The organism is Streptomyces griseoaurantiacus (genome assembly GCF_036189845.1).
Taxonomy (GTDB): Bacteria; Actinomycetota; Actinomycetes; order Streptomycetales; family Streptomycetaceae; genus Streptomyces; species Streptomyces griseoaurantiacus.
Genome location: NZ_CP108326.1, coordinates 6,545,945 through 6,571,606, shown reverse-complemented (window position 1 = coordinate 6,571,606; position 25,662 = coordinate 6,545,945). Strand labels below are relative to the sequence as shown.

General features: G+C 73.9%; 22 protein-coding genes. 5 read left to right on the top strand and 17 right to left on the bottom strand.

What is annotated here, in order from left to right:
- Positions 1-29 precede the first annotated feature (29 nt).
- From OHB09_RS28995 to fusA, 6 genes are all read right to left on the bottom strand, one after another.
- Complete coding sequence (locus OHB09_RS28995) at positions 30-1,079, bottom strand: serine hydrolase domain-containing protein (protein WP_328922786.1); 1,050 nt, start codon at positions 1,077-1,079, stop codon at positions 30-32.
- The gene (locus tag OHB09_RS28990; RefSeq protein WP_328922785.1) at positions 1,076-2,014 is read right to left on the bottom strand and encodes a DUF6895 family protein; all 939 of its coding nucleotides are present in this window, start codon (positions 2,012-2,014) and stop codon (positions 1,076-1,078) included. The genes OHB09_RS28995 and OHB09_RS28990 overlap by 4 nt, the downstream gene beginning before the upstream one ends.
- Positions 2,011-3,081, bottom strand: a complete 1,071-nt coding sequence (locus OHB09_RS28985) for a DUF6895 family protein (RefSeq protein WP_328922784.1) — start codon at positions 3,079-3,081, stop codon at positions 2,011-2,013. The genes OHB09_RS28990 and OHB09_RS28985 overlap by 4 nt, the downstream gene beginning before the upstream one ends.
- Positions 3,078-3,767 (bottom strand): hypothetical protein, encoded by a 690-nt coding sequence (locus OHB09_RS28980; protein ID WP_093597941.1) that lies wholly within the window; start codon positions 3,765-3,767, stop codon positions 3,078-3,080. The genes OHB09_RS28985 and OHB09_RS28980 overlap by 4 nt, the downstream gene beginning before the upstream one ends.
- Before the next feature lie 13 nt (positions 3,768-3,780).
- Positions 3,781-3,969, bottom strand: a complete 189-nt coding sequence (locus OHB09_RS28975; RefSeq protein WP_191851687.1) for a hypothetical protein — start codon at positions 3,967-3,969, stop codon at positions 3,781-3,783.
- Positions 3,970-4,093: 124 nt separating this feature from the next.
- Positions 4,094-6,211 (bottom strand): elongation factor G, encoded by a 2,118-nt coding sequence (gene fusA / locus OHB09_RS28970; RefSeq protein ID WP_328922783.1) that lies wholly within the window; start codon positions 6,209-6,211, stop codon positions 4,094-4,096.
- 484 nt (positions 6,212-6,695) lie between these two features.
- Here fusA and OHB09_RS28965 point away from each other — a divergent pair, with 484 nt between their 5' ends.
- Positions 6,696-7,685 (top strand): LLM class flavin-dependent oxidoreductase, encoded by a 990-nt coding sequence (locus tag OHB09_RS28965; RefSeq protein ID WP_328922782.1) that lies wholly within the window; start codon positions 6,696-6,698, stop codon positions 7,683-7,685.
- 175 nt (positions 7,686-7,860) lie between these two features.
- On the opposite strand, the gene OHB09_RS28960 is transcribed toward OHB09_RS28965, so the two are convergent.
- The 3 genes from OHB09_RS28960 to OHB09_RS28950 form a co-directional block, all read right to left on the bottom strand.
- A complete protein-coding gene (locus tag OHB09_RS28960; RefSeq protein WP_006141196.1) occupies positions 7,861-8,610 on the bottom strand; it encodes a succinate dehydrogenase/fumarate reductase iron-sulfur subunit in 750 nt (249 codons plus the stop codon).
- Positions 8,607-10,577 carry a fumarate reductase/succinate dehydrogenase flavoprotein subunit gene (locus tag OHB09_RS28955; RefSeq protein ID WP_328922781.1) on the bottom strand — a complete coding sequence of 657 codons (1,971 nt, stop codon included), beginning with the start codon at positions 10,575-10,577 and terminating at the stop codon, positions 8,607-8,609. The genes OHB09_RS28960 and OHB09_RS28955 overlap by 4 nt, the downstream gene beginning before the upstream one ends.
- A gap of 65 nt (positions 10,578-10,642) precedes the next feature.
- Positions 10,643-11,314: a succinate dehydrogenase gene (locus tag OHB09_RS28950; RefSeq protein WP_319350583.1), complete on the bottom strand. Its 672-nt coding sequence runs from the start codon at positions 11,312-11,314 to the stop codon at positions 10,643-10,645.
- Between the two features lie 129 nt (positions 11,315-11,443).
- Between OHB09_RS28950 and OHB09_RS28945 the strand changes: the two genes are divergently transcribed.
- Positions 11,444-12,328, top strand: coding sequence for a LysR family transcriptional regulator (locus OHB09_RS28945; protein WP_328922780.1), 885 nt, complete (start codon positions 11,444-11,446; stop codon positions 12,326-12,328).
- Positions 12,329-12,379: 51 nt separating this feature from the next.
- On the opposite strand, the gene OHB09_RS28940 is transcribed toward OHB09_RS28945, so the two are convergent.
- The 8 genes from OHB09_RS28940 to OHB09_RS28905 form a co-directional block, all read right to left on the bottom strand.
- Positions 12,380-15,070 (bottom strand): ABC transporter permease, encoded by a 2,691-nt coding sequence (locus tag OHB09_RS28940; RefSeq protein ID WP_328922779.1) that lies wholly within the window; start codon positions 15,068-15,070, stop codon positions 12,380-12,382.
- Positions 15,067-15,834, bottom strand: a complete 768-nt coding sequence (locus tag OHB09_RS28935) for an ABC transporter ATP-binding protein (protein WP_328922778.1) — start codon at positions 15,832-15,834, stop codon at positions 15,067-15,069. Before OHB09_RS28935 ends, OHB09_RS28940 begins: the two co-directional genes overlap by 4 nt.
- 138 nt (positions 15,835-15,972) lie before the next feature.
- Positions 15,973-16,440 carry a hypothetical protein gene (locus tag OHB09_RS28930; RefSeq protein WP_167794953.1) on the bottom strand — a complete coding sequence of 156 codons (468 nt, stop codon included), beginning with the start codon at positions 16,438-16,440 and terminating at the stop codon, positions 15,973-15,975.
- A gap of 242 nt (positions 16,441-16,682) precedes the next feature.
- Positions 16,683-17,375: a response regulator gene (locus OHB09_RS28925; protein ID WP_006141189.1), complete on the bottom strand. Its 693-nt coding sequence runs from the start codon at positions 17,373-17,375 to the stop codon at positions 16,683-16,685.
- Positions 17,372-18,604 carry a sensor histidine kinase gene (locus tag OHB09_RS28920; RefSeq protein WP_191891270.1) on the bottom strand — a complete coding sequence of 411 codons (1,233 nt, stop codon included), beginning with the start codon at positions 18,602-18,604 and terminating at the stop codon, positions 17,372-17,374. The genes OHB09_RS28925 and OHB09_RS28920 overlap by 4 nt, the downstream gene beginning before the upstream one ends.
- 19 nt (positions 18,605-18,623) lie before the next feature.
- The gene (locus OHB09_RS28915; protein ID WP_006141187.1) at positions 18,624-20,771 is read right to left on the bottom strand and encodes a putative bifunctional diguanylate cyclase/phosphodiesterase; all 2,148 of its coding nucleotides are present in this window, start codon (positions 20,769-20,771) and stop codon (positions 18,624-18,626) included.
- The gene (locus tag OHB09_RS28910; protein WP_006141186.1) at positions 20,768-21,583 is read right to left on the bottom strand and encodes an SAM-dependent methyltransferase; all 816 of its coding nucleotides are present in this window, start codon (positions 21,581-21,583) and stop codon (positions 20,768-20,770) included. Before OHB09_RS28910 ends, OHB09_RS28915 begins: the two co-directional genes overlap by 4 nt.
- Positions 21,584-21,958: 375 nt before the next feature.
- Positions 21,959-22,897 (bottom strand): SCO0930 family lipoprotein, encoded by a 939-nt coding sequence (locus OHB09_RS28905; protein ID WP_040895752.1) that lies wholly within the window; start codon positions 22,895-22,897, stop codon positions 21,959-21,961.
- A gap of 314 nt (positions 22,898-23,211) precedes the next feature.
- Between OHB09_RS28905 and OHB09_RS28900 the strand changes: the two genes are divergently transcribed.
- The 3 genes from OHB09_RS28900 (at position 23,212) to OHB09_RS28890 (ending at position 25,569) form a co-directional block, all read left to right on the top strand.
- Positions 23,212-23,901 carry a hypothetical protein gene (locus tag OHB09_RS28900; protein ID WP_328923071.1) on the top strand — a complete coding sequence of 230 codons (690 nt, stop codon included), beginning with the start codon at positions 23,212-23,214 and terminating at the stop codon, positions 23,899-23,901.
- 124 nt (positions 23,902-24,025) lie between these two features.
- On the top strand, positions 24,026-24,784 hold the full coding sequence (locus OHB09_RS28895) for a bestrophin-like domain (protein ID WP_093597908.1): 759 nt from the start codon (positions 24,026-24,028) through the stop codon (positions 24,782-24,784).
- 209 nt (positions 24,785-24,993) lie between these two features.
- Positions 24,994-25,569, top strand: a complete 576-nt coding sequence (locus OHB09_RS28890; protein WP_006141182.1) for a hypothetical protein — start codon at positions 24,994-24,996, stop codon at positions 25,567-25,569.
- Positions 25,570-25,662 lie beyond the last annotated feature (93 nt).

Sequence of the window (25,662 nt, the reverse complement as noted above, 5' to 3'; positions counted from 1 at the left end):
TGAGGGCCGCCCGTCGGGGATCCCTCCGTTCACAGCGCGTCGGCGAGCAGGGCGTACGCGGTGGGGACGAAGGGGTCGCGGCCGTGATGGCGGCGGGTGCAGACGGCCGCCAGCGCGGTGCCCGTGCCGGGGCGGAATCCGAGGAAGGTCTGCTGGCCCAGGGTGGCGCCGGAGTGGAAGTACATCGGGCCGTGGTCGGTGGGGTGCCGGAACCAGGTGAGGGTGTGCACGTGCCGGTGCCCGAGTCCGCGCCGCAGCACCGGCCGGCGCACCTCGCGCAGTGCGCCGGCGAGGGGCGAGCCGGGCGGCGGGTCGAGGTGGGCCTCCAGCAGGGTGAGGAGGTCGTCCGGGGTGGCCCGGACGGCGCCCGCGGCACGGAAGCCGCCCGCGTCGAGCGCGGGCACGGGGGTGCCGTCGGGCCGGTGACCGAGGGCGTCCGTGTCCGGTCCGGTGGCCGTGAGGGCGGTGCCGTTCAGGCCGAGCGGGCGCAGCACCTCCTCGGCGAGAAGGGTGTCCCAGGGGGCCTGCAGGGCGGCGGCGAGGGCGTGACCGAGGACGGCGACGCCGAAGTTGGAGTAGCGCCAGCGGGTGCCGGGGCGGTGCCGGGGGCGGTGGCGGGCGAAGGCGGCGACGACGTGGGCGGCGGAGTAGCGGGCGTAGGGGTTGGTGCGCCAGGCGGGCAGGGCGCGGGGGTAGAAGTCGGCGGGGAGCGGGGGCAGTCCGGCGGTGTGGGTGATGAGGTGGGTCAGGGTGACGGGGTCGGGGCCCACGGCCCGGCGGGGGTCGAGGCAGCGGGCGGCGGGTTCGCCGCCGGAGAGCCGGCCGGTGCCGGTGAGGTGGGCCAGGAGCAGGCCGGCGTAGACCTTGGAGGCGGAGCCGGTCTCGTAGCGCAGCCGGTCGCGGGGCACGGGCGGCGGAGTGCCGGTGCCGCCGTGACGGACGGTGCGGCGGCCGTGGCGGGAGAAGGCGAGGACGACGTCGGGGGCGCCGATGGCGGTGACGGCGTCGGCGAGGAGGCGGTGCGGGGCGTCCCCCTCGTCCGGGACCGCCCGCAGCGGGCGGCGGGCGGGGGCGCTCATGCCGGTTCCCGTTCCGGTGCCGCGTCCCCGGTGAGCCCGGACAGCGCGCGTGAGGTGGCGAGCACGGAGGCGAACGCGGCGACGAGGGTGGGGTGGTAGACGACGTCGAAGACGTCCTCGGGATCCCCCCCGGGCATGGTGCGCACGGCAGGCATCGCCCCGTCGGGCTGCTGGGCGGCGGCGAACCCCTCCCAGGCGCGGGTGTCGAGCGTGGGGTGGGGCAGGCAGGCGTCGACGACGAGCAGTTCGCCGAGCAGGTCCCAGCGGCGCAGGTCCAGCCAGTCGTCGATCCAGGCGGGCAGCCAGGTGGCGAGGTAGCCGGCGAGTCGGGGCGGCAGCCCCTCGGGGCGCTCGCCCCAGTCGGTGAGGTGGAAGACGGTGTGGGTGACGTCGTAGGCGATGTGTCCCTCGACGGTCCAGGGTTCGGGGGTGCTGCCGAGCCAGGTGCGGTCGACGAGTGCGGCCTCCGGGGGGCGGGCGGGCAGGCCGAACCGGCGCTGGAAGGCGGAGAGTCCGAGGCGGCGGGTGGGGGTCATTGCGAACGCCTCGGTGCTCGTCAGCGCGTGGTTGAGCCGGGCGGACGCCTCCATCTCCGGTTGCCGGTAGCCCAGTTCGCGGAAGGGCAGGTACACCTCGAAGGGGATGGGCGAGATCGGTTCGACGCGCTGGCCGCGCACCAGCATCCGTCCGCCGTCCAGGGTGTTCCGCCAGGCGTGGTCGAGGAGTTGCCGGGCCAGTTTGGCCTGGCGGGAGCCGGCCACGCCCTCGCGGAACAGGACGGCGCAGATCAGGGCGAGTTCGCCGACCGGTTTGAACCGCTGGAGGAAGCCGGTCTCGGGGTCGGCGTCCGGTTCGAGCCGGAATCCCTCGCGGTGGGCGTGCAGCCATTCGATGGCGCGGACCCCGACGTCGTGCACGAGGCGGGTGCTGGTCATCGCGGCGTGCTCCTTGTCGTGGCGGGTGCCGTCGGTACGGGTGCCGGTGTTCCGGGTGCCGGTGTTCCGGGTGCCGGTGTTCCGGGTGCCGGTGTTCCGGGTGCCGGTGTCCCGGGTGCCTTCGCCGCGGGGGTGCCCGTCTCGCCGAGGCGGGCGGTGGTGAGCGCGGCGGCGAAGGCGGCCATGAGGGTGGAGTGGTAGCAGCCGCGGAAGCCGGAGGGGGCGGGCAGGTCCCCGGTGCCGCCGGCCTCGGGGAGGCTTCCGTCCGCGTGCTGGGCCCGCGCGAGGCGGGCCCATGCCTCGCGCAGCAGCGCACGGTCGGGGGGCGCGGGCAGACTCGCCGCGACCGCCGTCAGCTCGCAGGCCAGGTCCCAGGCCTGCCCTTCGAGGCAGGTGTCGAGCCAGGGCGGCAGCCAGTGGCCGAGGTAGCCGGTGAGGTCCGGCGGTACGCCTTCGGGGGTACGGCCCCAGTCGGTGAGGTGGAAGACGACGTGGGTGAGCGTGTAGCCGGCGGCGCGTTCGAAGGTCCAGGGTTCGGGTAGCGCGCCCAGCCAGGTGCGGCGCAGGGCGGGCGCGAGCGGTCCGTGGCGCGGGATGCCGCTGTGGCGTTCGGAGTTGAGGACGCCGAGCCGCCGGTTGGGGTCCTGTTCGGTGGCCCGCCAGCCGCGGGTGCCGGCGACGGTGGCGGCGGCGCGCTCGTACCCGGTGTGGCGCAGTCCGGCCGAGGCGAACGCGGCGTACACCTCCAGCGGGTAGGTGGCGAAGGGCTCCAGCCGCTGGAGGGCGGTGAACAGGCGGCCCTCCCCGGTCTGCCGCCAGGCGAAGTCCAGCAGGTCGGCGGCGGTGCGGTGGCGGGGGTCGGCGGGACCGGTGCGCTCGCGGACGCGTCCGCAGACCTGGGCGAGTTCGCCCAGGGGCTTCCAGCTCGTGTCGACGTCGCCGTGCGCGGAGAGGGCGTGTGCGTCGAGCGCGAACTCCTCGCGGTGGGCGGAGAGCCAGGCCAGGGCGGCGGCGCCGACCCGGGCCGCCCCGGTCTCCGGGAGCACCGGCGGTGCCGTGCACGTCATGCCGTCGTCCCGGTGCGCAGGAGGCGGGCCGCTTCCAGATGCAGCGTCACGCGCGGTTCCCCGTCGGCCATCTGGTGGACGAACCGCAGTCCGGCCTCCAGGCCGAGGGTGTCGGGGACGCCGTCGAGCAGGGTGAGCCACCGTCCGGCTCCGGCGGCCTGCGGCCAGTCGCGGCGGCGCACCGCGCGGACGAAACCGCGGGCCACGTCCACCGGCCGGTCCCGCGCCACGCGGGTGACCGGGCAGTCGGCGCCGGGCACCGCGAGCGGAGCCAGGACGGCGAGCCGGTGGGTGAGGGTCTGCCAGGGGGCGGCCCGCAGGTCCTCGGTGCCGGGTTCGGGTGCGGGCTCCGGCAGTTGTGGCGGGCCGGGGTCGAAGCGATGCAGGGTGCGGGCCATCGCGCGGTGGCTCCACACGGAGGCGGGGGCGGCGCCGGGGGGTGGCGGGTAGGCCTTCAGTGCCTCGCGGTAGGTGACGAGGTCCTCGGGCGCGGGCGGGGTGCCGAGCAGCACGCTCGGCAGCAGCGCGTCGGCCCCCAGGACGCGGACGGCGGCGAGGGCGGCCTCGCCCTGCCCGGTGCGCAGGTACGGCCGCGCGGGGTCTCCGCTCCGCAGAGCGGAGACCACGGCGGTCGTGAGGTCGCGCACTGCGCCCTGAAGGGGCGTCGACGTGGCGGATTCCTCCATCGGGCCGCCTCCGTCAGCCCTTCTTGGGCCGCGGGGTCGGCGGCGACAGCAGCAGACTGGTCGTCCCGCCGGCGAGGGCGAGCGCCGCGCACTCACGGCTGTCGCGGTAGTAACCGTCGGCCTCGGCCGGTGCGAGAGCGGCCTCGACCTCGGTGCCGCGGACCTCGGTCGTGTCGTCGGTCAGAAACTCGGTGGAAGCCATACCACCATCCCCTTGTGTCAGACGGACAGTCGGCATTCGCCGTTGAGGCGAACGTTGTCATCAGGGTTTCGCGAATCACCCCGTCTACACATCAAAGCGACAAAAGCATTCAAGGGGCGGGGGCTCAGCGCGTGGCCGGGGCCGGGGCGTGGCCGAGCGGCCGGGTGGTGAACGTGCCGCGCCCCCGGGTGCGGCCGCGCAGCGCCGTGGCGTAGCCGAACAGCTCGGCGAGCGGCACGGTGGCGGTCACCACGCCGGTGCCCGCCCCCGCGTCCGCCCCGGTGTGGACGGCCGACCGCGAGACCCGGCCGCGCCGGGCGGCCAGGTCGCCCAGCACCCCGCCCACGGCCTCCTCCGGCACGGTGACCGTGACCTCGGCGACCGGTTCGAGGAGCAGCATCGCCCCCGCCTCCCGCGCCCGCCGGAACGCCTCGCGCAGAGCGAAGCGGCCGGCCGTGCGGAAGGCCGTCTCGGAGGAGTCCTTCGGATGGGTCGCCCCGTCCGTCAGCGTCACGCGCACACCGGTCACCGGGTGACCGCCGAGCGGGCCCTCGGCGAGGGCGTCCCGGCACCCCGCCTCCACCGCGCGCACGAACTCCCGCGGCACACGCCCGCCGACGACCGCCGACGCGAACGCGAAGCCCTCCGGACCGTCCCCGCTCTCCTCCAGCGGGGCCACGTCGAGAACGACATGGGCGAACTGACCCGCCCCGCCCTCCTGTTTGACGTGCCGGTACACCAGCCCCGGCACCGGCCGGACCAGGGTCTCCCGGTACGCCACCCGCGGTCGGCCCACGGTCACCTCCAGGCCGTGCTCGCGGCGGACCCTCTCCACCGCGACCTCCAGATGCAGTTCCCCCATGCCGGACAGCAGCGTCTGCCCGGTCTCGGCGTCGCTCCGCAGGGCCAGGGAAGGGTCCTCCTCGGCCAGCCGGGCGAGAGCGGAGGCCAGCCGGCCGGTGTCGGTGCGCCGGCGGGCCTCCACGGCCACGGAGACGACGGGTTCGGTGGTGCCCGGCGCCTCCAGGAGCAGTGGGGCGCCGGGCGCGCACAGGGTCGTGCCGGGGCGGGCCGACTTCAGCCCGGTGACGGCGACGATGTCCCCGGCCACCGCACGGTCCAGTGGTGCGTGCCGGTCGGCGTGCACGCGCAGGACGCGCGCGATCCGCTCGGTGCGGCCGGTGGTGGCGTCCCACACGGTTCCTCCCTTCTCGATGGTTCCCGCGTACACGCGCAGGAAGGTCAGCCGGCCGGTGGCGCCCGCGCTCACCTTGAACACCAGGGCGGCGAACGGCGCTTCGGGGTCGGCGGCCCGCTCCTGCGCCGCCCCGTCGTGCGTACCGCGCACCGGCGGCACCTGGGCCGGCGAGGGCAGGAAGGAGACGACGGCGTCGAGCAGCGGCTCGATCCCGCGGTTGCGGTAGGCGGAGCCGCACAGCACCACCACGCCCTCCCCGCTCAGGGTCAGCTCGCGCAGCGCGGTGCTCAGGGTGGCCTCGGTCAGCCGGGAGAGCGCGCAGAACTCCTCCAGTGCGGCCGGGTGGAGCCCGGCGACCGCCTCCTCCAGCAGCCTGCGCCGCCGCTCCGCCTCCGCCGTCAGTTCCCCGGGCACGGGCACCGGTTCCGCGGTGTCCCCGCCGTCCCTCCAGAGCAGCGCCCGCATCCGGACCAGGTCGACGACGCCGGTGAAGCCGTCCTCCGCGCCGATCGGCATGTGCACGACCAGCGGCGCCGGATGGAGCCGCTCGCGGAGGGAGGCCACCGCGCGGTCGAGGTCGGCGCCCGCGCGGTCCATCTTGTTGACGAAGGCCAGGCGCGGGACGCCGTACCGGTCGGCCTGGCGCCACACCGACTCGCTCTGCGGCTCGACGCCCGCGACGGCGTCGAACACCGCGACGGCTCCGTCGAGCACCCGCAGGGAGCGGGTGACCTCGTCGGCGAAGTCGACGTGGCCGGGTGTGTCGATGAGGTTGATCCGGTGGCCGTCCCAGGCGCAGCTGACGGCCGCGGCGAAGATCGTGATGCCGCGGTCGCGCTCCTGCGGGTCGAAGTCGGTGACGGTGGTGCCCTCGTGCACCTCGCCGCGCTTGTGCGTGGTGCCGGTGGCGTACAGGATCCGCTCGGTGAGCGTGGTCTTGCCGGCGTCGACGTGGGCGAGGATGCCGAGGTTGCGGACGGCGGCGAGGTCGCCGCGGAATTCGAGCGGGCGGGTGGTCGTCTGGGAGTTCGGGAGGCTTCGCACGGCCTGGCCCTTCGGGAACGTTCCGGTCGGTTGACGGAGGGCGCGATTCCCGGGACGGCACGGCACGGCGGGGCGCGGCACGACGCCGGCCGGGTTTTCGGGCCGGGTGTGCGGGTGCGGGTGCGCTCAGCCGCGCGTCACGGGCGTCCGGAGCCGGCCGCGCGGCGGGCACCGGAGCGGCGGGGACACGAGGATCACCTCGTACCGCGCCCGGGGAGCGGAAACAGCGGTGCGGTCACGCACGGCCGGGCTCCCCTCGTTCCTCGACGCATCGCCGTATGCGGTGCGAAGTGATGTGTCCGGAGTGTAGGGAGCGGGGCGGGGCGGGAGCACCGCATTTTCCGCCGGGCGCGGTGCGGGGCCGGGACCCGGGCGGCTGGCGTGCGGGTTTTCGGTGATCGGGGGCGGGGCCGGGGAATCCCGGGGCGGCTGCCGTGTTGAACCCTGTGTGAGCAGCTCGGCTTTGGCAGGTACCAGGTTCTCCGTGCTCGACCGGTCGCGGATCCGTCAGGGGCACGACGCGGGTGAGGCGCTGCGGGACACGGTGGCGCTGGCACGCGAGGCGGAACGACTCGGCTTCCACCGGTTCTGGGTCGCCGAGCACCACGGCGTGCCCGGGGTCGCGGGCTCCGCGCCGACTGTGCTCGCGGCGGCCGTCGCGGCGGCCACCCGCACGATCCGCGTCGGCACGGGCGGGGCGATGCTGCCCAATCACCGGCCGCTGGTGGTGGCCGAGCAGTTCGGGGTGCTGGAGTCGCTGTTCCCCGGGCGGATCGACATGGGACTGGGCCGCTCGGTCGGCTTCACGGACGGGGTGCGGCGGGCGCTGGGCCGCGACCGGGAGGACGCCGAGGCGGACGACTTCGCGGGGCAGCTCGAGGAGCTGCTCGGATGGTTCCGCGGCACCTCCCCCACCGGGGTGCACGCCCGCCCCTCGGAGGGGCTGACGGTGCCGCCCTTCGTCCTGGCGATGGGCGAGGGCGCGGAGATCGCCGCGCGGGGCGGGCTGCCGATGGTCATCGGCGATCTGCGGGACCGCGAACGGATGCTGCGGGGGGTCGAGCGCTACCGGTCCGCGTTCCGCCCCTCGACGTGGGCCGCGCAGCCGTACGTGGTGATCTCCGGGACGGTGGCGGTGGCGGACACGGAGGCGGCGGCCCGGGACCTGCTGGTGCCGGAGGCGTGGTCGATGGCGTACGCGCGCACGCACGGCACGTTCCCGCCGCTGCCGACGGTGGAGGCGGTGCGGGAGCGGGTGATGACGGCGAAGGAGCGGGAGCTGTTCGAGGGCGGGCTGCGGGGCCACGTGGCCGGCCCGGCGGAGGAGGTCGTGGCCGAGCTGGCGGGGGTGGTGAGGGAGACGGGCGCGGAGGAGGTGCTGGTGACGACGAGCACGTACGACCGCGCGGCTCTGGTGGACTCCTACCGGGGCCTCGCCCGCGCGCTGGGGCTGGACTCCCCCGGGCCCGGCTGAGCGCGGGGTCGGGCGGCAGGCGGGACCGGCCGGGGGGGGTGATCCCGGCCGGGGGCGGGGCCGGGGCGGACACGAGGCGGGGCCGGGGATGAGCACCACTCCCGGCCCCGCCCGTCCGCCGGCTCGGCGAACGTCCTTCGGACGCGACCCGCGTCCTCTCGGTGCGGCCCGGCCGCTACCGCTTCGCGGCCTTGCGGGTCGCCCGCAGCCACTCCTTGTTCATCCCGGTGATCGACATCAGCGGGATGCCCTTGGGGCACGCGGTCGCGCACTCGCCGGCCAGGGTGCAGCCGCCGAAACCCTCCTCGTCCATCTGGGCCACCATGTCGAGCACCCGGGTCTCCCGCTCGGGGGCACCCTGCGGCAGCACGTTCAGGTGGTTGATCTTCGCGGAGGTGAACAGCATGGCCGCCCCGTTGGGGCAGGCGGCGACGCACGCGCCGCAGCCGATGCACTCGGCGTGCTCGAAGGCGAAGTCGGCGTCCGCCTTGGGCACGGGCGTGGCGTGGGCCTCGGGGGCGGAGCCGGTGGGCGCGGTGACGTAGCCGCCGGCCTGGATGATCCGGTCGAAGGCCGAGCGGTCGACGACGAGGTCCTTCACCACCGGGAACGCGGCGGCCCGCCACGGCTCGATGTCGATGGTGTCGCCGTCCTGGAAGGCCCGCATGTGGAGCTGGCAGGTGGTGGTCCGCTCGGGGCCGTGCGCGTCGCCGTTGATGACGAGCGAGCAGGCGCCGCAGATGCCCTCGCGGCAGTCGTGGTCGAAGGCGACGGGGTCCTCGCCCTTGAGGATGAGTTCCTCGTTGAGGGTGTCGAGCATCTCCAGGAAGGACATGTCGGAGGAGATGCCGTCCACCTCGTACGTGGACATGGCGCCGTCGGCGTCGGCGTTCTTCTGCCGCCAGACGCGCAGGGTGAGCCTCATGCGTAGCTCCGCTGGGTGGGGTGGACGTACTCGAAGACGAGGTCTTCCTTGTGCAGGGTGGGTGCCTCGCCGGTGCCGGTGAACTCCCAGGCGGCGGCGTACCCGAACTCCTCGTCCCGGCGGGCGGCCTCGCCCTCGGGGGTCTGGGACTCCTCGCGGAAGTGGCCGCCGCAGGACTCGGCGCGGTGCAGTGCGTCGAGGCACATCAGCTCGGCGAGTTCCAGGTAGTCGACGATGCGGTTGGCCTTCTCCAGCGACTGGTTGAACTCCTCGCCGGTGCCGGGGACCTTGATCCGCCGCCAGAACTCCTCGCGGACTGCGGGGATGCGTTCCAGGGCCTTGCGCAGACCCTCCTCGGTGCGGGCCATGCCGCAGTACTCCCACATGAGTTCGCCGAGTTCGCGGTGGAAGGAGTCCGGGGTGCGGTCGCCGTCGACGGCGAGGAGCAGGTGGAGCCGGTCCTCGGTCTCGGCGAGCACCTCCTGGACCACCGGGTGGTCCTCGGTGACCGGTTCGCTGTGCGGGTTGCGGGCGAGGTAGTCGTTGATGGTGGCCGGCAGCACGAAGTAGCCGTCGGCCAGGCCCTGCATCAGCGCGGAGGCGCCGAGCCGGTTGGCGCCGTGGTCGGAGAAGTTGGCCTCGCCGACCGCGAACAGGCCCGGGACGGTGGTCTGCAGGTCGTAGTCGACCCACAGTCCGCCCATCGTGTAGTGCACGGCGGGGTAGATCCGCATGGGGACCTTGTACGGGTCCTCGTCGGTGATCCGCTGGTACATGTCGAAGAGGTTGCCGTACTTGGCCTCGACGGCTCCCCGGCCCATCCGCCGGACGGCGTCGGCGAAGTCGAGGTAGACGCCCTGGCCGCCGGGGCCCACTCCCCTGCCCTCGTCGCACACGTTCTTCGCGGCGCGGGAGGCGATGTCGCGGGGCACGAGGTTGCCGAAGGAGGGGTAGATCCGCTCCAGGTAGTAGTCGCGCTCGTCCTCGGGGATCTCGTTCGGCGGGCGGGTGTCGCCCTTCGCCTTCGGCACCCAGATGCGGCCGTCGTTGCGCAGCGACTCGCTCATCAGGGTCAGCTTGGACTGGTGGTCGCCGGTGCGCGGGATGCAGGTGGGGTGGATCTGGGTGAAGCAGGGGTTGGCGAAGTAGGCGCCGCGCCGGTGCGCCCGCCATACGGCGGTGGCGTTGGAGTTCATGGCGTTGGTCGACAGGTAGAAGACGTTGCCGTAGCCGCCGGAGGCGAGGACGACGGCGTCCGCGAAGTAGGTGTCGATCCTGCCGGTGATCAGGTCGCGGGCGACGATGCCGCGGGCCTTGCCGTCGATGACGACGAGGTCGAGCATCTCGGTGCGCGGGTGCATCTCGATGTTCCCGGCCGCGATCTGGCGGGAGAGCGCCTGGTAGGCGCCGAGGAGGAGCTGCTGGCCCGTCTGGCCGCGGGCGTAGAAGGTGCGGGAGACCTGGACGCCGCCGAAGGAGCGGGTGTCGAGCAGGCCGCCGTACTCGCGGGCGAAGGGCACGCCCTGGGCGACGCACTGGTCGATGATCTCGACGGAGATCTGTGCGAGCCGGTGCACATTGGACTCGCGGGAGCGGAAGTCGCCGCCCTTGACGGTGTCGTAGAACAGGCGGTGGATCGAGTCGCCGTCGTTGCGGTAGTTCTTCGCCGCGTTGATGCCGCCCTGCGCGGCGATGGAGTGGGCGCGGCGCGGGGAGTCCTGGTAGCAGAACTGGACGACGTGGTAGCCCTGTTCGGCGAGGGTGGCGCCGGCGGAGCCGCCCGCCAGTCCGGTGCCGACGACGATGACGGTCTTGCCGCGCCGGTTGGCGGGGTTGACCAGCTTGGCCTCGAAACGCCGGGTGTCCCAGCGCTCGTTGATCGGGCCCGCCGGGGCCTTGGTGTCGGCGAGGGGCTCGCCGGTGGAGTAGTCGAGGTAGCCGGTGCGGCCGCCGGCGGGTGCCTGCACGGGCGAGGACTTCGACGGGGCCGACGGCGGGTTCGAGGAGTTCGACGGATTCGACGGGATCACAGTCAGCTCACCACTCCGGTCATGACGCCCACGGGGACGGCGACGAAACCGGCCGTGAGCAGCAGCGCGAGGACGTTCGCGACGGTCTTCAGGGCGCGGTCGCGGGTGCGGCTGCCGGCGCCCAGGGTCTGTGCGGCGCTCCAGAACCCGTGCTGGATGTGCAGCCCGAGCGCGAGCATCGCCACGATGTAGATGACGTTGCCGTACCAGGTGGAGAAGGTGTCCACCACGTTCTGGTACGGGTGCCCCTCCTGGAAGCCCCCGGAGTGCACGGTGCCGGTGGTCAGGTCCAGGAGGTGCCAGACGATGAACAGGCCGAGGATGACCCCGCCCCAGCGCATGGTGCGGGTGGCGTAGCTCGCGCGGGCCTTCTTGTGCACGTACTTGCTGGGCCTGGCCCTGAGGTCGCGGCGGCTGAGCTGGTACGCGGAGACGGCGTGCCCGAGGACGGCGAGGACGAGGACGACGCGGATGAGCCACAGCGTCCACTCGTAGTGCATGAAGGGCTCGCCGATGGTCCGCAGCCAGTGGGCGTAGTGGTTGTACTCGGCCGCCCCGAAGTAGATCTTCAGATTGCCGATCATGTGGGCGACCAGGTACAGCAGCATGATCAGCCCGCTGACGGCCATGACCGTCTTCTTGCCGACGGAGCTGTCCCACACCGTGCGCGTCATGGACGGTCGTCGGTCCGTCCGCGTTGCCAGAGCCATGAACATGACGCTAGGGCCGAAGGACCCCATCGGTCCAAGACATGGAACGGCTGGATTCCATAGCCACTCCCTATCGAGGCGTATGCTGCCGGGGTGCAGTTCCAGCAGCTCCAGTACTTCGTGGCGGTCGCCGAGGCCCGGCACTTCACCCGGGCCGCCGGCCTCGTGCACGTGGCCCAGCCCTCGCTGTCGCAGCAGATCAAGGCACTGGAACGGGAGCTGGGCGCGGACCTCTTCCTGCGCGCCCGGGGCAACATCACGCTCACCGCGGCGGGCGAGGCGCTGCTGCCGCTGGCCCGGCGCATCCTCGCCGACGCGGAGACCGCGCGGCACGAGGTGCAGGAGCTGGTGCAGCTCCGGGCCGGACGGGTGCGGCTCGGGGCGACGCCGAGCGTGTGCACGGGCCTGCTGCCCGACGTGCTGCGCGCCTTCCACGACCGCTATCCGGGGGTCCGGCTGCTGATCGAGGAGGGCGGCTCGCACGACCTGGTCCGCGAGCTGGCCCGCGGGGCGCTGGACCTCGCGCTCGTGGTGCTGCCGCTGCCCTCGCCGTCCCCGGCGCTGACGACGGTCGAACTGCTGCGGGAGGACCTGGTGGTCGTCTCCTCGCCGGAGGCGCCGCGGCCGGGCGCGGGCCGGCGCGCGGTGCGGGTGGCGGAGCTGGAGGGCGAGCGGCTCGTGATGTTCCGGCACGGGTACGACCTGCGGGAACTGACCGTGGCGGCGTGCCGGGCGGAGGGGTTCGAGCCGGACTTCGCGGTGGAGGGCGGCGAGATGGACGCGGTCCTCGGTTTCGTACGGGCCGGTCTCGGCGTGGCGGTCGTGCCGCGGATGGTGGCCGCGCGCTCGGGGCGCGGTCTGCGGGTGACACCGCTGGCCCCGCCGGGGCTGCACCGGACGATCGCGCTGGCGCACCGCAGCGACGTGGCCCCGCCGCGCGCGGCCCGGGAGCTGCAGAGGATGCTGCTCGAAAGGTGAAACGGCCGAGGGGGCGCCCCGGGCGGGGCGCCCCCTCGGCCGTGGTGACCTTCACTCGGCCTGGGCCACCGCCACCGTCGGGGAGGTGCGGGCCGCCCGCAGGGCCGGGAGCAGGCCGGCCGCCGCCGTGACGAGGACCAGGGCCGCGAAGACCGCCGCGAGGCGGGCCGTGGGGAGGGTGAACGGGGCCGCCGTCTCGACGATGCCGACCGCGAGCCAGGAGTACGGGATGCCGAGGGCGAGGCCGAGGACGCCGCCCAGGACACCGTAGAGCGCGCACTCCGCCGTGACCATGCGGTGCACGGATCCGGTGCCGAGCCCGAGCGCCCGCAGCAGCCCGAACTCCCGGGTGCGTTCGACGACGGTGAGGCTCGCCGTGGTGGCGACCCCGGCGACCGCCACGAGGACGGTCAGGCCGAGGACGAGGACGACCGTCGTGGCCATCGTCCGCAGGTCGTCGGACTCGCTGTCCTGGCCGTCCGTCCCTTCGGCCAGGACCCGGCCGTCGCCGCGTTCCGGGCCGGTCAGCGTGGCGGTGACGGCCCGCTGCGCCCGGGCCCGTCCGTCGGGGCCGTCCTGCGCGGCGTCGGCGACGACCATGGAGGGGGCCGTGGCCGCCCCCATGCGGGTCAGCGTGCCGGCCGGGACGAAGTAGTTGGCGCCGTAGGGGCCTTCTCCGGGCAGCGTGGCCGCCACGGTGAGGTGGACGGGCCGGTCCTTGAACCGCAGTGTCACGCGGTCGCCCGCCCTCACCCCGAGGGTGTGGGCGTGCTCGGCGTCGACGACGACGTGCCCGGGGGCGAGGTGGCTGAGGGAGCCGGTGCGGGCGGTCAGGCCCACCCCGGACCGCAGGGTGGAGAGGTCGAGGTCGGCCATGGTCGCGGTGAGCCTGCCCTCGACGACCTCGGCGGTGCGGAAGGCCGTCACGTCGGCCAGTTCGCGATGTGCCCTCAGGTCGGCGGCGAGCGCCCCGTCCAGTGGTTTCCCGTCCCCGGAGGTCAGGGCGAAGTCGGCGGGTGCCGCCACCGCCTGCCGGTAGCGGTCGTAGGCCTCCAGGGAGGAGAGGCAGGTCAGGGTCGAGCCGATCAGGCAGGCGCCGAGGGCCACGACGACCGAGACGGAGGCCGCCCGGCCTGGTGCCCCGCCGACCCCGGCGACCGCGAGGCGGCCGGCCGCGCCGACGCGGCGCAGCGGCACGGCGAGGGCCGCGAGCAGGGGGCGGACGAGGCGGGGCCCGAGGAGGACGAGGGCGAGGAAGGCGAGACCGCCCGAGGCCACCAGGAGGGTCAGCCCGGTGACCGGGTCGTAGCCGGTGTCGCCCGGCTCGGGGAGGTCGTGGTGGCCCTGCAGGGCGAGCAGTCCGGCCGCCGCCGCGCACAGCAGGCCGAGGGCGGCACGGCCGAGGCCGCCCGTCCCCCCGTCACCGGAGGCGGAGGTGCGCAGGGCCTGCAGCGGGGAGACCCGCGAGGCGGACAGGGACGGCGAGACGACCGCGAGGACCGCGAGGAGGCCGGTGCCGAGGACGGTGAGGACGGCCTCGGTGAGGGGGAGACCGGCGGGTGCGGACAGGTCGCCGCCGAAGGCCCCGGAGAGCGCGGGGACGAGGCGCCCGCAGCCCCAGGCGGCCAGCGTGCCGAGCGCACCGGCCAGCAGCCCGACGACCGCGCCCTCGACGACGAGCGCGGCGGCCAGCCGGCGCGAGGTCGCCCCGATGGTGCGCAGCAGGGCGAGCTGGCGCACGCGCCGGGCGAAGACGATGCGGAAGGTGGAGGTGGCGACGAGAACGGCCGCGCCGACGGCGACGACGAGGAACACGGCGACGAGGTCCAGGAGGTCGCTCGCCTCCTTGACCGCCTGGTGGGCCTCCTCGTCCCGCACCTCGTCCCCGGAGCGCACCTGTGTGCCGGGCACCGCCCGGCGGATCCGCTCGGCGAGGTCCGTGGGGGCGGCCCGGGTGTCGGTGCGGACGTCGACGGCGGTGTAGCCCGAGGCGCCGAGCAGGGCGGTCAGTGCGGGGCCGGAGGCGTATCCGGTCGGCTTCGTGTCCTCGGTCGCGGTGCTGCGGACGATGCCGGTGACGCGGACCTTCACCTCCCGGGTGCCGTCCCCGTCCTCGCCCTCGGGCCGCAGCAGGGTCAGGGTGGAGCCGGGCGCGAGGTGGTACTCGCGGGCGGCCTGCGCGTTGACGGCGAGCCGGTTCCGCCCCGAGGGGTAGGTGCCCTTGGTGAGTCGTACCTCGGCCAGTTCGCCGCTGCCGGGGTCCGCGGACAGGCGGAGGTAGCGTTCGACGGCGCTGCCGCCGAGCGGGGAGCCGTCGTCGATCCGGCCGACCGCCTCGGCGATCCCGGGGATCTTGCGGATCGCGGCGAGCCGCGCGTCGTCGAGCGCGTCGTCGTCACCGGAGCCGTCGAAGGCGCCTGAGCCCTCGGAACCCTCGGAGTCGTCGGCGGTGACCACGAGCGAGACGGCCTCGGGCGTGCCGTGGAAGCGCGCGATCACGGTGGCGCTGAGGATCTGCTGGGCCATGACGGCCCCGAAGACGACGAACGCCGCGATGAGCAGGGACGTCGCGGTGGCCAGTGACCGGCCGGGCCGCCGCAGCAGCTCCGCCGCCTGGGAGCCGAGGACGGTCGCGCGCCACGGCCTGCTCGCCCTGATCGGCGCGCTGGGCGCGGCCGGGGCGCCGGGGCCGCGGGGCCCCTCGGGGGTGCGGGAACTGTCGGGGGTGCGCGGTGTGCTCATCGGTGCCTCGCCGTGACGTCGCGGAGGAGGACGGTGTTCCGGTCGGGTTCGGCGGGGCGCTCGTCCTTCACGACGCGGCCGTCCGCGAGGGTCAGCACCCGGTCCGCGTAACTCGCGGCCCTCGGGTCGTGGGTGACCATCACGACCGTCTGCCCGAGGTCGTCGACGGACTGGCGCAGGATGGCGAGGACCTCCGCGCCGGACTGGGAGTCGAGGTTGCCGGTGGGCTCGTCGGCGAAGACCACGGCCGGACGGGCCACCAGCGCCCGGGCGACGGCCACCCGCTGCTGCTGTCCGCCGGACAGCTCCGAGGGGCGGTGCGTCAGACGGTGGGCGAGGCCGAGGACCTCGCAGAGGTGGTCGATCAGCGCACGGTCCGGCCGGCCGCCCGCCATCGTCACCGGCAGCACGATGTTCTCGTACGCGGTGAGCTGGGGGAGCAGGTTGAAGGACTGGAAGACGAAGCCGATCCGCTCCCGGCGCACCCGGGTCAGCGCCCGGTCGGAGAGCCGGGTGAGTTCCGTGCCGTCCAGGACGATGCCGCCGTCAGTCACGCCGTCGAGCCCGGCGAGGCAGTGCATCAGCGTCGACTTCCCCGATCCGGAGGGGCCGACGACGGCGGTGAACCGGGCGCGTTCGATGCCGACGGACACCCCGTCGAGGGCCCGCACCTCGAGGGTCCCCTGACGGTAGCTCTTGACCAGGGCGGTGGCGGTGATGACGTCGTCCGGTGCGGGGACGGGCGCGGTGGTGGGCAGGCTCATGGTGGCGGTCTCTCGCGTTCTCGGGATGTCGCGGTGTCGCGGATGTCGCGGTGCGGGTGGCTCGCGGTCTCGGTGGCTCGCGGTGCCGGTGGCTCGCGTCCGGTGGCCGGGAGCCGAACGGTGGCTCGCGTCCGGTGGTCAGTTGCCGAACCGCGGCATGCTGACGGTGACTCCGGAGTCCGAGCAGTGCCCCCGCGCCTGCTCCTGCAGGGCCGTCACGTCCCGCTTGCTCGGCACCTCGGCGGACTTGCCGGCGTGCTGCTTGGCGGACTCGACCGCCCAGCCCTCGTAGGTGGCGATGTCGACGCCGAGGTAGCCGTCCTTCATCTCCCGGCGGCGCTTGTCACCGGTCTTCTTCCACCACTTCTCCGCCTCGGGCACGGGACCGGTGGAGATCCGCTGCGCCTCGGTGACGATGTCCTGCGCCAGGCGGCAGTCGGCGGCGGAGGCCTGACTGGGCTTCTTGTACTCGTGGTAGGCGTAGGCCGCCCCGCCGGCCACGGCAACGGTGAGCACGGCCGCGAGGGAGCCGAGGACGAGACGCCTGCGGCCGCGGGCGGGGGCGGCGGAGGCGGGGGCGTCGACGAGGGTGGGCGTGCTGTGCATCGGGGTCTCCAGGGCTTCTCGGGGCTGCGTCCGCCGTGCTCGGCGACAGTGAGAAGTCTGGTTTCCGGGGCCCTCCCGGACATCGGTCAGGAATGCGAGATCGCGGGTGCCCTTTCTGAACCGTGGGGTGGGGCGGGTTCTGCACCCCCAGGGGCAGAACAGGACGGGATCCCTACCCCCTCAGGGGGAGGCCCTCGGCCGGAGGGCCCCGGGCCCGGCCGTGTCCCGGGCACGGGAACGGCTCACACGGGCGGGCGCACCAGGCCGGACTCGTAGGCGAACGCGACCGCCTGGGCGCGGTCGCGCAGGTGCAGCTTCGCCATCAGGTTCCCCAGGTGGGTCTTCACCGTGGCCTCCGCCACGTACAGCTCCGCGGCGACCTCGGCGTTGGACAGCCCCCGGGCGACCTGGCTGAGCACGTCACGCTCGCGCGCGGTGAGGACGTTCAGCCGCTCGGACTGTCCGTTCGCGGGTGCCAGCCGGTCGGCGACCTGGTCGAGGAGGAGGCGGGTGATGCGCGGCGCCACCACGGACTCCCCCGCTGCCACGACGCGGATGGCGCCGACGACCTCGGCGGCGGGCGCGTTCTTCAGCAGGAAGCCTCCCGCCCCCGCCCGCAGCGCCGCGAAGGCGTCCTCGTCGTTGTCGAAGGTGGTGAGCACGAGGACGCCGGGCGGCTTCTCACGGCGCATCAGTTCCTCGGTGGCCCGGATGCCGTCCATGACGGGCATGCGGATGTCCATGATGACGACGTCCGCCTCGACCCTGTCCAGCAGGTCGAGGGCCTCCGCGCCGTTCTCCGCCTCGCCGACCACCTCGATGTCCTCGGCGGCGGCCAGCACCATGGAGAACCCGGCGCGGATCAGCGGCTGGTCGTCCACCACGGCCACCCGGATCGGGCCGTGCGGCCCCTGCTCCCCTGCTGCCTGCGTCAACGCCTCGTCCTTGTCGGTATCCGGGCACGTACGTGCCATCCACTGCCCAGCCGCGGGCCGGCCTCGAAGGTGCCGCCGGCGAGTTCCACCCGCTCCCGCATGCCCATCAGGCCGTTGCCGCCGGAGTGCGGGTCGATCCCGCCGCCGGCGAGCGTGCCGGCCCCGTCGTCGATCACGCCGATCAGCAGTGTGCCCTGTTCCTCGCGGAGTTCGATACCGACCTTGGCCCCGGCGCCCGCGTGCCGGAGCACGTTCGTCAGACATTCCTGGACGATCCGGAAGGCCGTCATCTCCTCCGCGGGGGTGAGGAGTCCCTCGCCGACCTCGACGGACACGTCCACGGTCAGCCCGGCGACCCGTGCGCGCTCCGCGACGACCTCGATCTCGTCGAGGGTGACCAGGCGCCGCTCCGTCCCGTCGGCATCCCGGCCCTGGTCGCCCTCGCGCAGTACGCGGACGATCCGGTGCATGTCGTCGATGGCGTCCCGGCCGGTGGCGGCGATCGTCTTCAGCGCGGACTCCGCCATGTCCGGCGCTTTGCGCAGCACGGCACCGGCGCCGTCCGCCTGGAGGATCATCACGGCCAGGCTGTGTGCCACCACGTCGTGCAACTCCCGGGCGATCCCGGCACGTTCCTCGGCGGCGGCCAGCCGCATGCGGTTCTCCTGCTCCCGCTCGGCGTGCCAGGCCCGGGCCGCCTGGCTCTCGGCGTACAGGCGCCTGGTGCGCAGGGAGTAGGCCGTCAGCCAGACCGTCAGCGTGCCGCCCCAGAAGTACGGCAGGTCCTCGGGGAACAGGACCGGGTCCAGGCCGCCGGGCGGCACCACGACCGCGGCGGCCCCGGTGGCCAGCAGCACCGCGCCGCCCGCCAGGTAGGGCATCCGGGGGTCACGGGAGTGGTGGACGACCGACATCATGGCGCAGAGCACGGCGATGTCGTACGCGGCGGGCGCCGAGGCGAGCGGACTGTCACCGCCGGACAGCAGACCCTGCACGGTGCACAGCGCCAGGACGGCCGCGAGCACGGCGACCGGCCACCGCCTGCGGACGAACATGGTGAGCGCCATGAGGGCGCTCAGCGGCCAGTCGTAGCCGACTCCGTACGGGTCGGCCGTCAGCAGGATCAGCAGGGCGAGTCCCACGTCGCCCAGCCGGCCCAGGAGGTGCCGGTACCGGCCGGTCAGACGGATCCACGCGGCCGGTTCCGGGGGCCTGTCCTGCTCGCTCAACTTCTCGTCCGTCCCGTGCCTAGCCGGTGGCGTCCACCAGCGCGAGTTCGCGCAGCCTGTCCGGCGGGCCGGGGCGGGCGTAGTACCAGCCCTGCGCCGTGTCGCAACCCAGCACCCGGAGCTGTTCGGCCTGCGCCCCGGTCTCCACGCCCTCGACGGTCACGGTGAGGTCCAGGCTGTGCGCCAGGGTGACGATACCCTCGACGATCTTGAGGTCGACGGGGTCCGCCGGGTACTGCTGCATGCCCTGGGTGAAAGAACGGTCCAGCTTGAGTATGGACACCGGCAGGCGGCGCAGGTTGGCGAGGTTGGAGTAGCCCGTGCCGAAGTCGTCGAGCGCGATGTCCACGCCCATCTCCGCGAGCCGGCGCAGCGGTTTGAGCAGGTCGTCGTCGGCGCCGATCAGCGCGGACTCGGTCACCTCCAGGCAGAGCGCCTCCGGTTCGACGCCGGTCCGCTCCAGGATCTCGACGGTGTCGGAGACGAGTCCGGGGTGGGTGAGCTGGCACGGGGAGAGGTTGACGTTGACGCGGAGCGGGAAGTCCTCGCCGTGCTGCCGCTGCCAGTCGCGGGCCTGGCGCACCGATTCCTCCAGCACCCAGCGGCCCAGCGGCACGATCAGCCCGGTGTGCTCGGCGAGCCCGATGAAGCGGTCCGGGCCGAGCACGCCGTGCTGCGGGTGCAGCCAGCGCACCAGCGCCTCGGCCCCGTGCACCTCGCCGTCGTCGAGCCGCACCAGCGGCTGGTACTCGATGAAGAACTCGCCCCGGTCCAGCGCGGCGGGCAGGGCCGTGGTGAGTCCGTGCCGGGTGATGGCGCGGGCGTCGGCCTCCGGGTCGGCGAGCTCGTAGCGGTTGCCGCCGGCGGACTTGGCCCGGTACATCGTGATGTCGGCGCTGCGCAGCACCTCGGCGGGGCCGCGTTCGCCCGCAGGGCCCTCGACGACGCCGATGCTGCCGCGCACCAGCAGTTCGCGGCCGTCGATGCGGACGGGGCCGGACAGCGCGTTCATGATCCGGTCGGCGAGGTCGTCGACCCCTCGCTCGGTGTCCGGGCCGGTGGTCAGCGCGACGAACTCGTCGCCGCCGAGGCGGGCGACCATCTCGCCGGGCGCGGTGGCGCAGCCCTGCAGCCGGTCGGCGACCTCGACGAGGAGCCGGTCGCCGGCGGCGTGCCCGAGGCTGTCGTTGATGGTCTTGAAGCCGTCCAGGTCCAGGTAGCAGAGCCCGAACCGCTGGCCCTCCCCGGCGGAGAGCGCCTTCTCCAGCCGCTCGAAGAACAGCGTGCGGTTGGGCAGCCCGGTGAGCGCGTCGTGCGTGGCCTCGTAGCGCAGCCGCAGGTTGAGCAGCCGGCGCTCGGTGGTGTCCTCCATCAGCGCGAGCTGGTACTGCGGCGCGCCGTCGGCGTCCCGCAGCAGGGACACCGTCAGATTGGTCCACAGCACGGTGCCGTCGGGCCGGTAGAACGGCTTCTCGACGTGGTAGTGCTCGCGTTCGCCGCGCACCAGTTCCTGGTAGAGCCGCCACACCTGCGGGGCGTCCTCGGGGTGGGACCATTCGGCGACGTTGCGGTCCCGCAGCAGTCCCTCGGAGCCGCCGAACATGCGCAGCAGCGCGCCGTTGACCTCCAGGACGTTGCCCTCGAGGTCGGCGATGGAGATGCCTATCGCCGCGCCCTCGAAGACGGCGCGAAAGCGTGCCTCGCTCGCGTGCAGCGCCTGCGCGACGACGCCCTGGGCCTTCAGCGCGGCGGCGGAGATGGCCTCCTGCTCGGCGAGCGTGCGCTCCCGCAGTGCCTGCGCGAAGCCGGCGGCCATCGCGTGCTGCAGCCGCGAGGAGCGGGTGCGCAGCGCCTCCTGCGTGCTGCCGGGGGCGTCCGCCCCGCCGCAGTAGAGCACCAGGTAGGCGTCCACGCAGTCGAGTGTGGCGCCGAGCGCCTCGGGGTCGGTGCAGTGCACGTCGATGAGGGCGGCGCCGACCGCCCTGGCCTCGGCCGCGTCGAAGGACCGGGCCCGCAGCGCCTCGCTCAGGCGGCGGGCCAGCGGCAGCAGCAGGGCCTCGAACTCGGGGCGGGTGAGCGGCGTCGTGGTCACCGGGAAGACGGCCCGGCTCCAGATCGTCGCGAAGCGGCGCAGTCTGTCCTCCGGCCCGTCCGGTTCCGCGCTCACGCCGTGCGCCCCACGCCGGCGAACCCCGCGAAGGCGTAGGGGTCCTCGTCCTCGCGCGCGGTGTCGGGCCGCCAGTCCGCCATCGGCACCAGTCCGGGTTCCACCATGTCGTACCCCTCGAAGAACCGCGCGATCTCCTCGCGCGAGCGCATGATCAGCGGATTGCGGATGTCCTTGTACACGCCGACCGCGCCCTCGGCCCGCTCGGACGGCAGCGGAATGCCCTCGTACGAGGCGTGCGTGAGCACGAGCAGGCTGCCCGGCGCGAGCGCGTCGCGCAGTTCGGCCACCGCCCGGTACGGGTCGTTCGCTTCTTCCACGAAGTGAAGTATGGCAACGAGAAGAAGGGCTACCGGACGGTTCAGGTCGATCAGCCGCTCCACTTCGGGGGCGGCGAGGATGTCCCGGGGCTTGAGCAGGTCCGCCGCGAGGACGTCCGCGTCCGGGTTCCGGCTCAGGACCGCCTGGCTGTGCGCGACCGCCACCGGGTCGTGGTCGACGTAGACCACGCGGGCGCCGGGGTGCGCCGCCTGGGCGGCCTCGTGGACGTTGCCGTGGGTCGGGATGCCGGAGCCGATGTCGAGGAACTGGGTGATGCCCTCCTCCTCCACGGCGTACCGCACGGCCCGGCGCAGGAACGCGCGGTTGGCCCGCATGATCCTCGGCAGGCCCGGCATGAACTCCATCGCCCTGCGGGCCGCCTCCCGGTCGACCTCGAAGTTGTGCGAACCGCCCAGGTAGTAGTCGTAGATGCGAGACACGGAAGGCACCGAGATGTCGATGTTCCGTGGGGCCCAGGCGGGACGCTCCATCAAGCACTCCAAGGCGGTTGGCGACGACTTGTGACGACTTGTGCCGGCTGAGCCGATCCGGTGTTCGAGCCGAGGCTACTGATCGTCCGCCAACAGGGCGAGGGGAAACGGAAATTGGTCATCCGCTCGCGGCCCGTGCGGAGGGCACGTGCCGACGGCACGCCCCTCGCGCCGCCGTGGAGTGCGCGGGGCGTGCGCCCCGGTACGAAGGAGGAGGAGTGGGGCGAAAGAGGGGGCGCCGCGTCACTGTGGGGTGGTGTCCGGGTGCGGGGCGTGGCGAAGGGGCGGATTCGGCGCATCCGCAGACGGACGCGCCCCCGTCCGCTCGGCGGAGGGGGGCGCGTGAACGGAGGGGGGCGGGTGGGCGCGGGGCGGTCACTTCTTCGGTGCGCCGACCGGTTTTCCGTCGGGGGCGACGGCGTACCACGTGCCGCCGACGCCCTGTCCGTTCGTGTCCCCGGCTGCCTTGTCGCCGGCGAAGGTGTAGATGGGCCAGCAGTTGACCGTCATCTGCTTGGCGCCGTCGGGGCGGGTGAAGGACATCAGGCCCTTCTTCACGAGCCCCTTGGTGTCCGCCTCCTCGACCGGCGCGACGACGGGCCACTTCTCCAGACAGGCGCCGGTGCAGGCCGACTTGGGCACGGGCCAGGCCTGGTCCTTCATGAAGCGGTAGACCGTCCTGCCGTTCTTGTCGACGACGATGTCGCCCAGCTTGGCGTCCTTGCGGACGGAGAGCCCGGGCATCGTGGCCTTCTTGCCGTCGGCGGCCGTGGCGAACCACTTGCCGCCCACGCCCTCGCCCTTGACGTCTCCGGCCTTGGTGTCCTTGGCGTAGCGGTACATCGGCCAGCCGGCGACGGTCAGTTGCTTGGTGCCGTCGGTCCGGGTGACCTCGCCGATCAGGGATTTGTCGATGCCGGTGGCGGCCGAGGCACCCTCCGCGGGGACCGGCGGCCATGCCTTGGCGCAGTCCCCGGCACAGGTGGACTTGGGCGGCTTGGCGGTGTCGTCGTCGAAGCGGTAGAGGGTCATCCCGGAGCCGTCGGTGACCACGTTGCCGAGGCCGGCGCTCTCGCTGAGGGACAGCTTGCCTGCCGGCTTGGCGGTGACCGCGCTGTCCCCGATCTGGGAGCCGGACCCGTTGGGGCTGGCGGCCCCGGACGGTGAATCGGTGGCGTAGCCGCCGGCGGCGGCGGCACCGACGTTCTGACTGCCGGTCGACTGGCCGCCGTTGTCCTGGCCGCACGCCGTCGTCAGCGCCAGGACCGCGGCCGCCGTCGCCATGAGGGAGGCGCTCCGCCAGGCTCTGTTCATTGTCAACTCCCGCTATCTGCTTGCCACTTGGGTGTCACAGCGGGCTCGTGCGCCGCTTATGGCCCTATGTACGCGCGGACACACCAGCCGTGTTCAACGAGAGCGGGAATTTCTTTTCCGGCCTGTTCGCGCACCCGTGCCCACGGCCGTGCGGGGCGGCCGGCCGGAGATCAAACCCACCACGGGCACATGTCCCTCCTTCGGGGTATTCGGCCTGGTCTGCGGCGTGTACGGCTCCCGTGCGGCCCATGCTCTCCGACGTGCATGGATCAGAACGGACCCGACCCGCTCTCGGGCTACGGCTGTTGGGCGTGATGACGCTGGTGTGGGCGCTCGCAGGCGCCCCGACGGGCACGGCCTCCGCGGACGCCTGCGCGTACGTCTCGTCCGGGCCGGGCGGCTCGGCCGTGGTCGCCACCGCGGGCGAGGCGGGGGCGGCGGTGGGCTTCGGCACGTCCGGCAGGGGCCCCGGCGTGGTCGCCTCGGCCGGCGACGGCGGTGCCGTGGCCGCGGTCGGCGGGGGGCGCGTGCTCGCCTCCGCGGGCGGGGGCGGCGCCGTGGCCGTCGTGGGCGGGGGCGGCCACCGGCCTCCACCCCCACCGCCGCCCTGTCCTCCCCCACCTCCGCCGCCCTGCCCGACGCCGACGCCGCCTCCCGCGCCCACCCCGCCGCCGAAACCGACGCCCCCCAGGCCGACGCCTCCCGCACCGACCCCGCCCGCACCGCCGAAACCGAAGCCCACCCCGCCGCGCCCCGCGCCGGTGCGGACCCCGCCGCCTGAGGTGGAGGTCGCGGCACCCCCGCCGACGCACGCGGCGAGGCCGAGGCCGAAACCCCGCGCGACCCCGCCGCCCGCACCCCCCTCGGCGAAACCCGTCAGCTACCCGGCGTACCACCCGCCGGCCCAGCGGCACCGGGTGCGTTCGAGCACCTCGCCGGTGACGTTCATGCTGCTCATCACCGCCCCCGCCGTCCTCGCCGTGGCCGCGCTGCGCCCGCGCTGACGACGGCCGTCCACCTCTGACCCCGCCCACTGTCGATGAATCGGCTCGTCGACCGATCGCTCGAGCGACGAGCCGATGAGCCGATTCGTCCATGGGCTGATCAGCCGCTCCCTGGAGGCAACCCTTGTCGGAATGGCTTGTTCTCGTCCTCGCGATGCTGGCCGCCTGTGTCGTGGTGGTCATCGTGACCTTCCTGCGACACCGCACGGCCTCGGAGGACGACGATCCCTCGGAGACCCCCGACGTGATCGAGTACATGACGATGATGATCGGGGTGGTCTACGCCATCGTGCTCGGCCTCGCCATCGCGGGCGTGTGGGAGGCCCGCAGCGCCGCAGAGGACCATGTGCAGGCCGAGGCCCAGGCTCTGCACGAGGTCAGTGAACGGGTGCGGAACTACCCGGTGGACGTGCGCGAGAAGGTGCGCGCGGACGTCGACGCCTACGTGCGGTACGTCGTGCACACCGAGTGGCGGAGGATGGCCGACGACGGTGAGGTGACCGCCCGGGGCGGCGCGCTGCTCGAACGCGTCCGCGAGGACGTCACGGACTACCGGCCCACGTCGGACTACGAGGCGCAGGCCTACCAGCCGCTGGTCGACCAGGTCGCCGCCGCCGACGCCGCGCGTGCCGCCCGCGCCGGCTCGACGGGGGCGACGATGCCCGGGGTGGTGTGGTTCGGGCTGATCACGGGCGCGGTGGTGACCATCGGCATGGTGTTCGCCCTCCAGATCCGGCGCACCACGCGCGAGCTGATCCTGGCCGGGCTGTTCTCGGCGCTGATCGCCTTCCTGCTCTTCCTCATCTGGGACTTCGACGCCCCCTACAGCCGGGGCCTCGCGGCGTCCACGGATCCCTTCCTGGCGCTGTTCCCCCATCTGTGAGCGCGGGGTGCGCGGCGCCCGCGGGAGCGCGTCGCGCACCGGCGCCGACACACCTTCCCCCGCCCGAACGGCCGAAGCGCGTGACCCGTTCGTCGCACCGGGATCGCGCCGCGGGGCACCCTTTCCTAGCGTTTCGGGCGACGAGGTGCATTTCTGGCGCGAGCGGAACAGGTCCGCAGCAAGGCTCCTCGGGGACGTGGAGATTCAACATGCGCGCGATACGCGTTGCTTCGGCCGCACTTCTCGGCCTCTCGGCCCTGACCCTCGGCGCTCCTGCCGCCGTCGCCTACGGCGGTGGCGAGGGCGAGGGCGAAGGGGGCCACGGGACCGGCGAGTCGACCCACCTCAGCCTCGGCGTCATGCCCGAGGAGGTGGCCCCCGGCGGGCACGTCACGCTGACCGTGCGGGGCTGCGAGGAGACCGCCCGGGTCACCTCCGGTGTCTTCGACACGGTGACCGTCCCGAAGGGGCAGAAGTCCGCCTCGGCCACGGTCGACTGGGACGCCCGCCCCGGCGCCACCTACACGGTGAACCTCCGCTGCGGCCACGAGACGGACCAGGCCGAACTGACCGTCATCGAACGGGCGCAGGGCGGCGGCGGCCATACGAATCCGCACGAGATGCCCCCCGGCAACCCGGAACACGGGGTGCGCGCCGGCTTCGGCGGCAGCATCGGCGGCTTCGACCTGAAGGAGATCGGCCTCGGCACCGCGCTCGTCACGGGTTCCGTGGGCGTCGCCTGGTACCGGGCCCGCCGCCGCGCCGCGGCCGGCACGGCCGCCTGACCCGCAATCCGCACCACCCCTCGCCCCGGAACCCGCCACGGGTCCCGGGGCGAGGCGCTGTACGGATTGCGGGGCGAGGCCCCGCGGGGCGCC

Bases quoted from the DNA above. Each gene is read 5' to 3' on its own strand.
- OHB09_RS28995 (WP_328922786.1), bottom strand. From the start codon at position 1,079: ATGAGCGCCCCCGCCCGCCGCCCGCTGCGGGCGGTCCCGGACGAGGGG.
- OHB09_RS28900 (WP_328923071.1), top strand. From the start codon at position 23,212: ATGACGCTGGTGTGGGCGCTCGCAGGCGCCCCGACGGGCACGGCCTCC.
- OHB09_RS28935 (WP_328922778.1), bottom strand. From the start codon at position 15,834: ATGAGCCTGCCCACCACCGCGCCCGTCCCCGCACCGGACGACGTCATC.
- OHB09_RS28975 (WP_191851687.1), bottom strand. From the start codon at position 3,969: ATGGCTTCCACCGAGTTTCTGACCGACGACACGACCGAGGTCCGCGGC.
- OHB09_RS28910 (WP_006141186.1), bottom strand. From the start codon at position 21,583: ATGGAGCGTCCCGCCTGGGCCCCACGGAACATCGACATCTCGGTGCCT.
- OHB09_RS28990 (WP_328922785.1), bottom strand. From the start codon at position 2,014: ATGACCAGCACCCGCCTCGTGCACGACGTCGGGGTCCGCGCCATCGAA.
- OHB09_RS28950 (WP_319350583.1), bottom strand. From the start codon at position 11,314: ATGACGCGCACGGTGTGGGACAGCTCCGTCGGCAAGAAGACGGTCATG.
- OHB09_RS28985 (WP_328922784.1), bottom strand. From the start codon at position 3,081: ATGACGTGCACGGCACCGCCGGTGCTCCCGGAGACCGGGGCGGCCCGG.
- OHB09_RS28930 (WP_167794953.1), bottom strand. From the start codon at position 16,440: ATGCACAGCACGCCCACCCTCGTCGACGCCCCCGCCTCCGCCGCCCCC.
- OHB09_RS28980 (WP_093597941.1), bottom strand. From the start codon at position 3,767: ATGGAGGAATCCGCCACGTCGACGCCCCTTCAGGGCGCAGTGCGCGAC.
- OHB09_RS28940 (WP_328922779.1), bottom strand. From the start codon at position 15,070: ATGAGCACACCGCGCACCCCCGACAGTTCCCGCACCCCCGAGGGGCCC.
- OHB09_RS28905 (WP_040895752.1), bottom strand. From the start codon at position 22,897: ATGAACAGAGCCTGGCGGAGCGCCTCCCTCATGGCGACGGCGGCCGCG.
- OHB09_RS28890 (WP_006141182.1), top strand. From the start codon at position 24,994: ATGCGCGCGATACGCGTTGCTTCGGCCGCACTTCTCGGCCTCTCGGCC.
- OHB09_RS28960 (WP_006141196.1), bottom strand. From the start codon at position 8,610: ATGAGGCTCACCCTGCGCGTCTGGCGGCAGAAGAACGCCGACGCCGAC.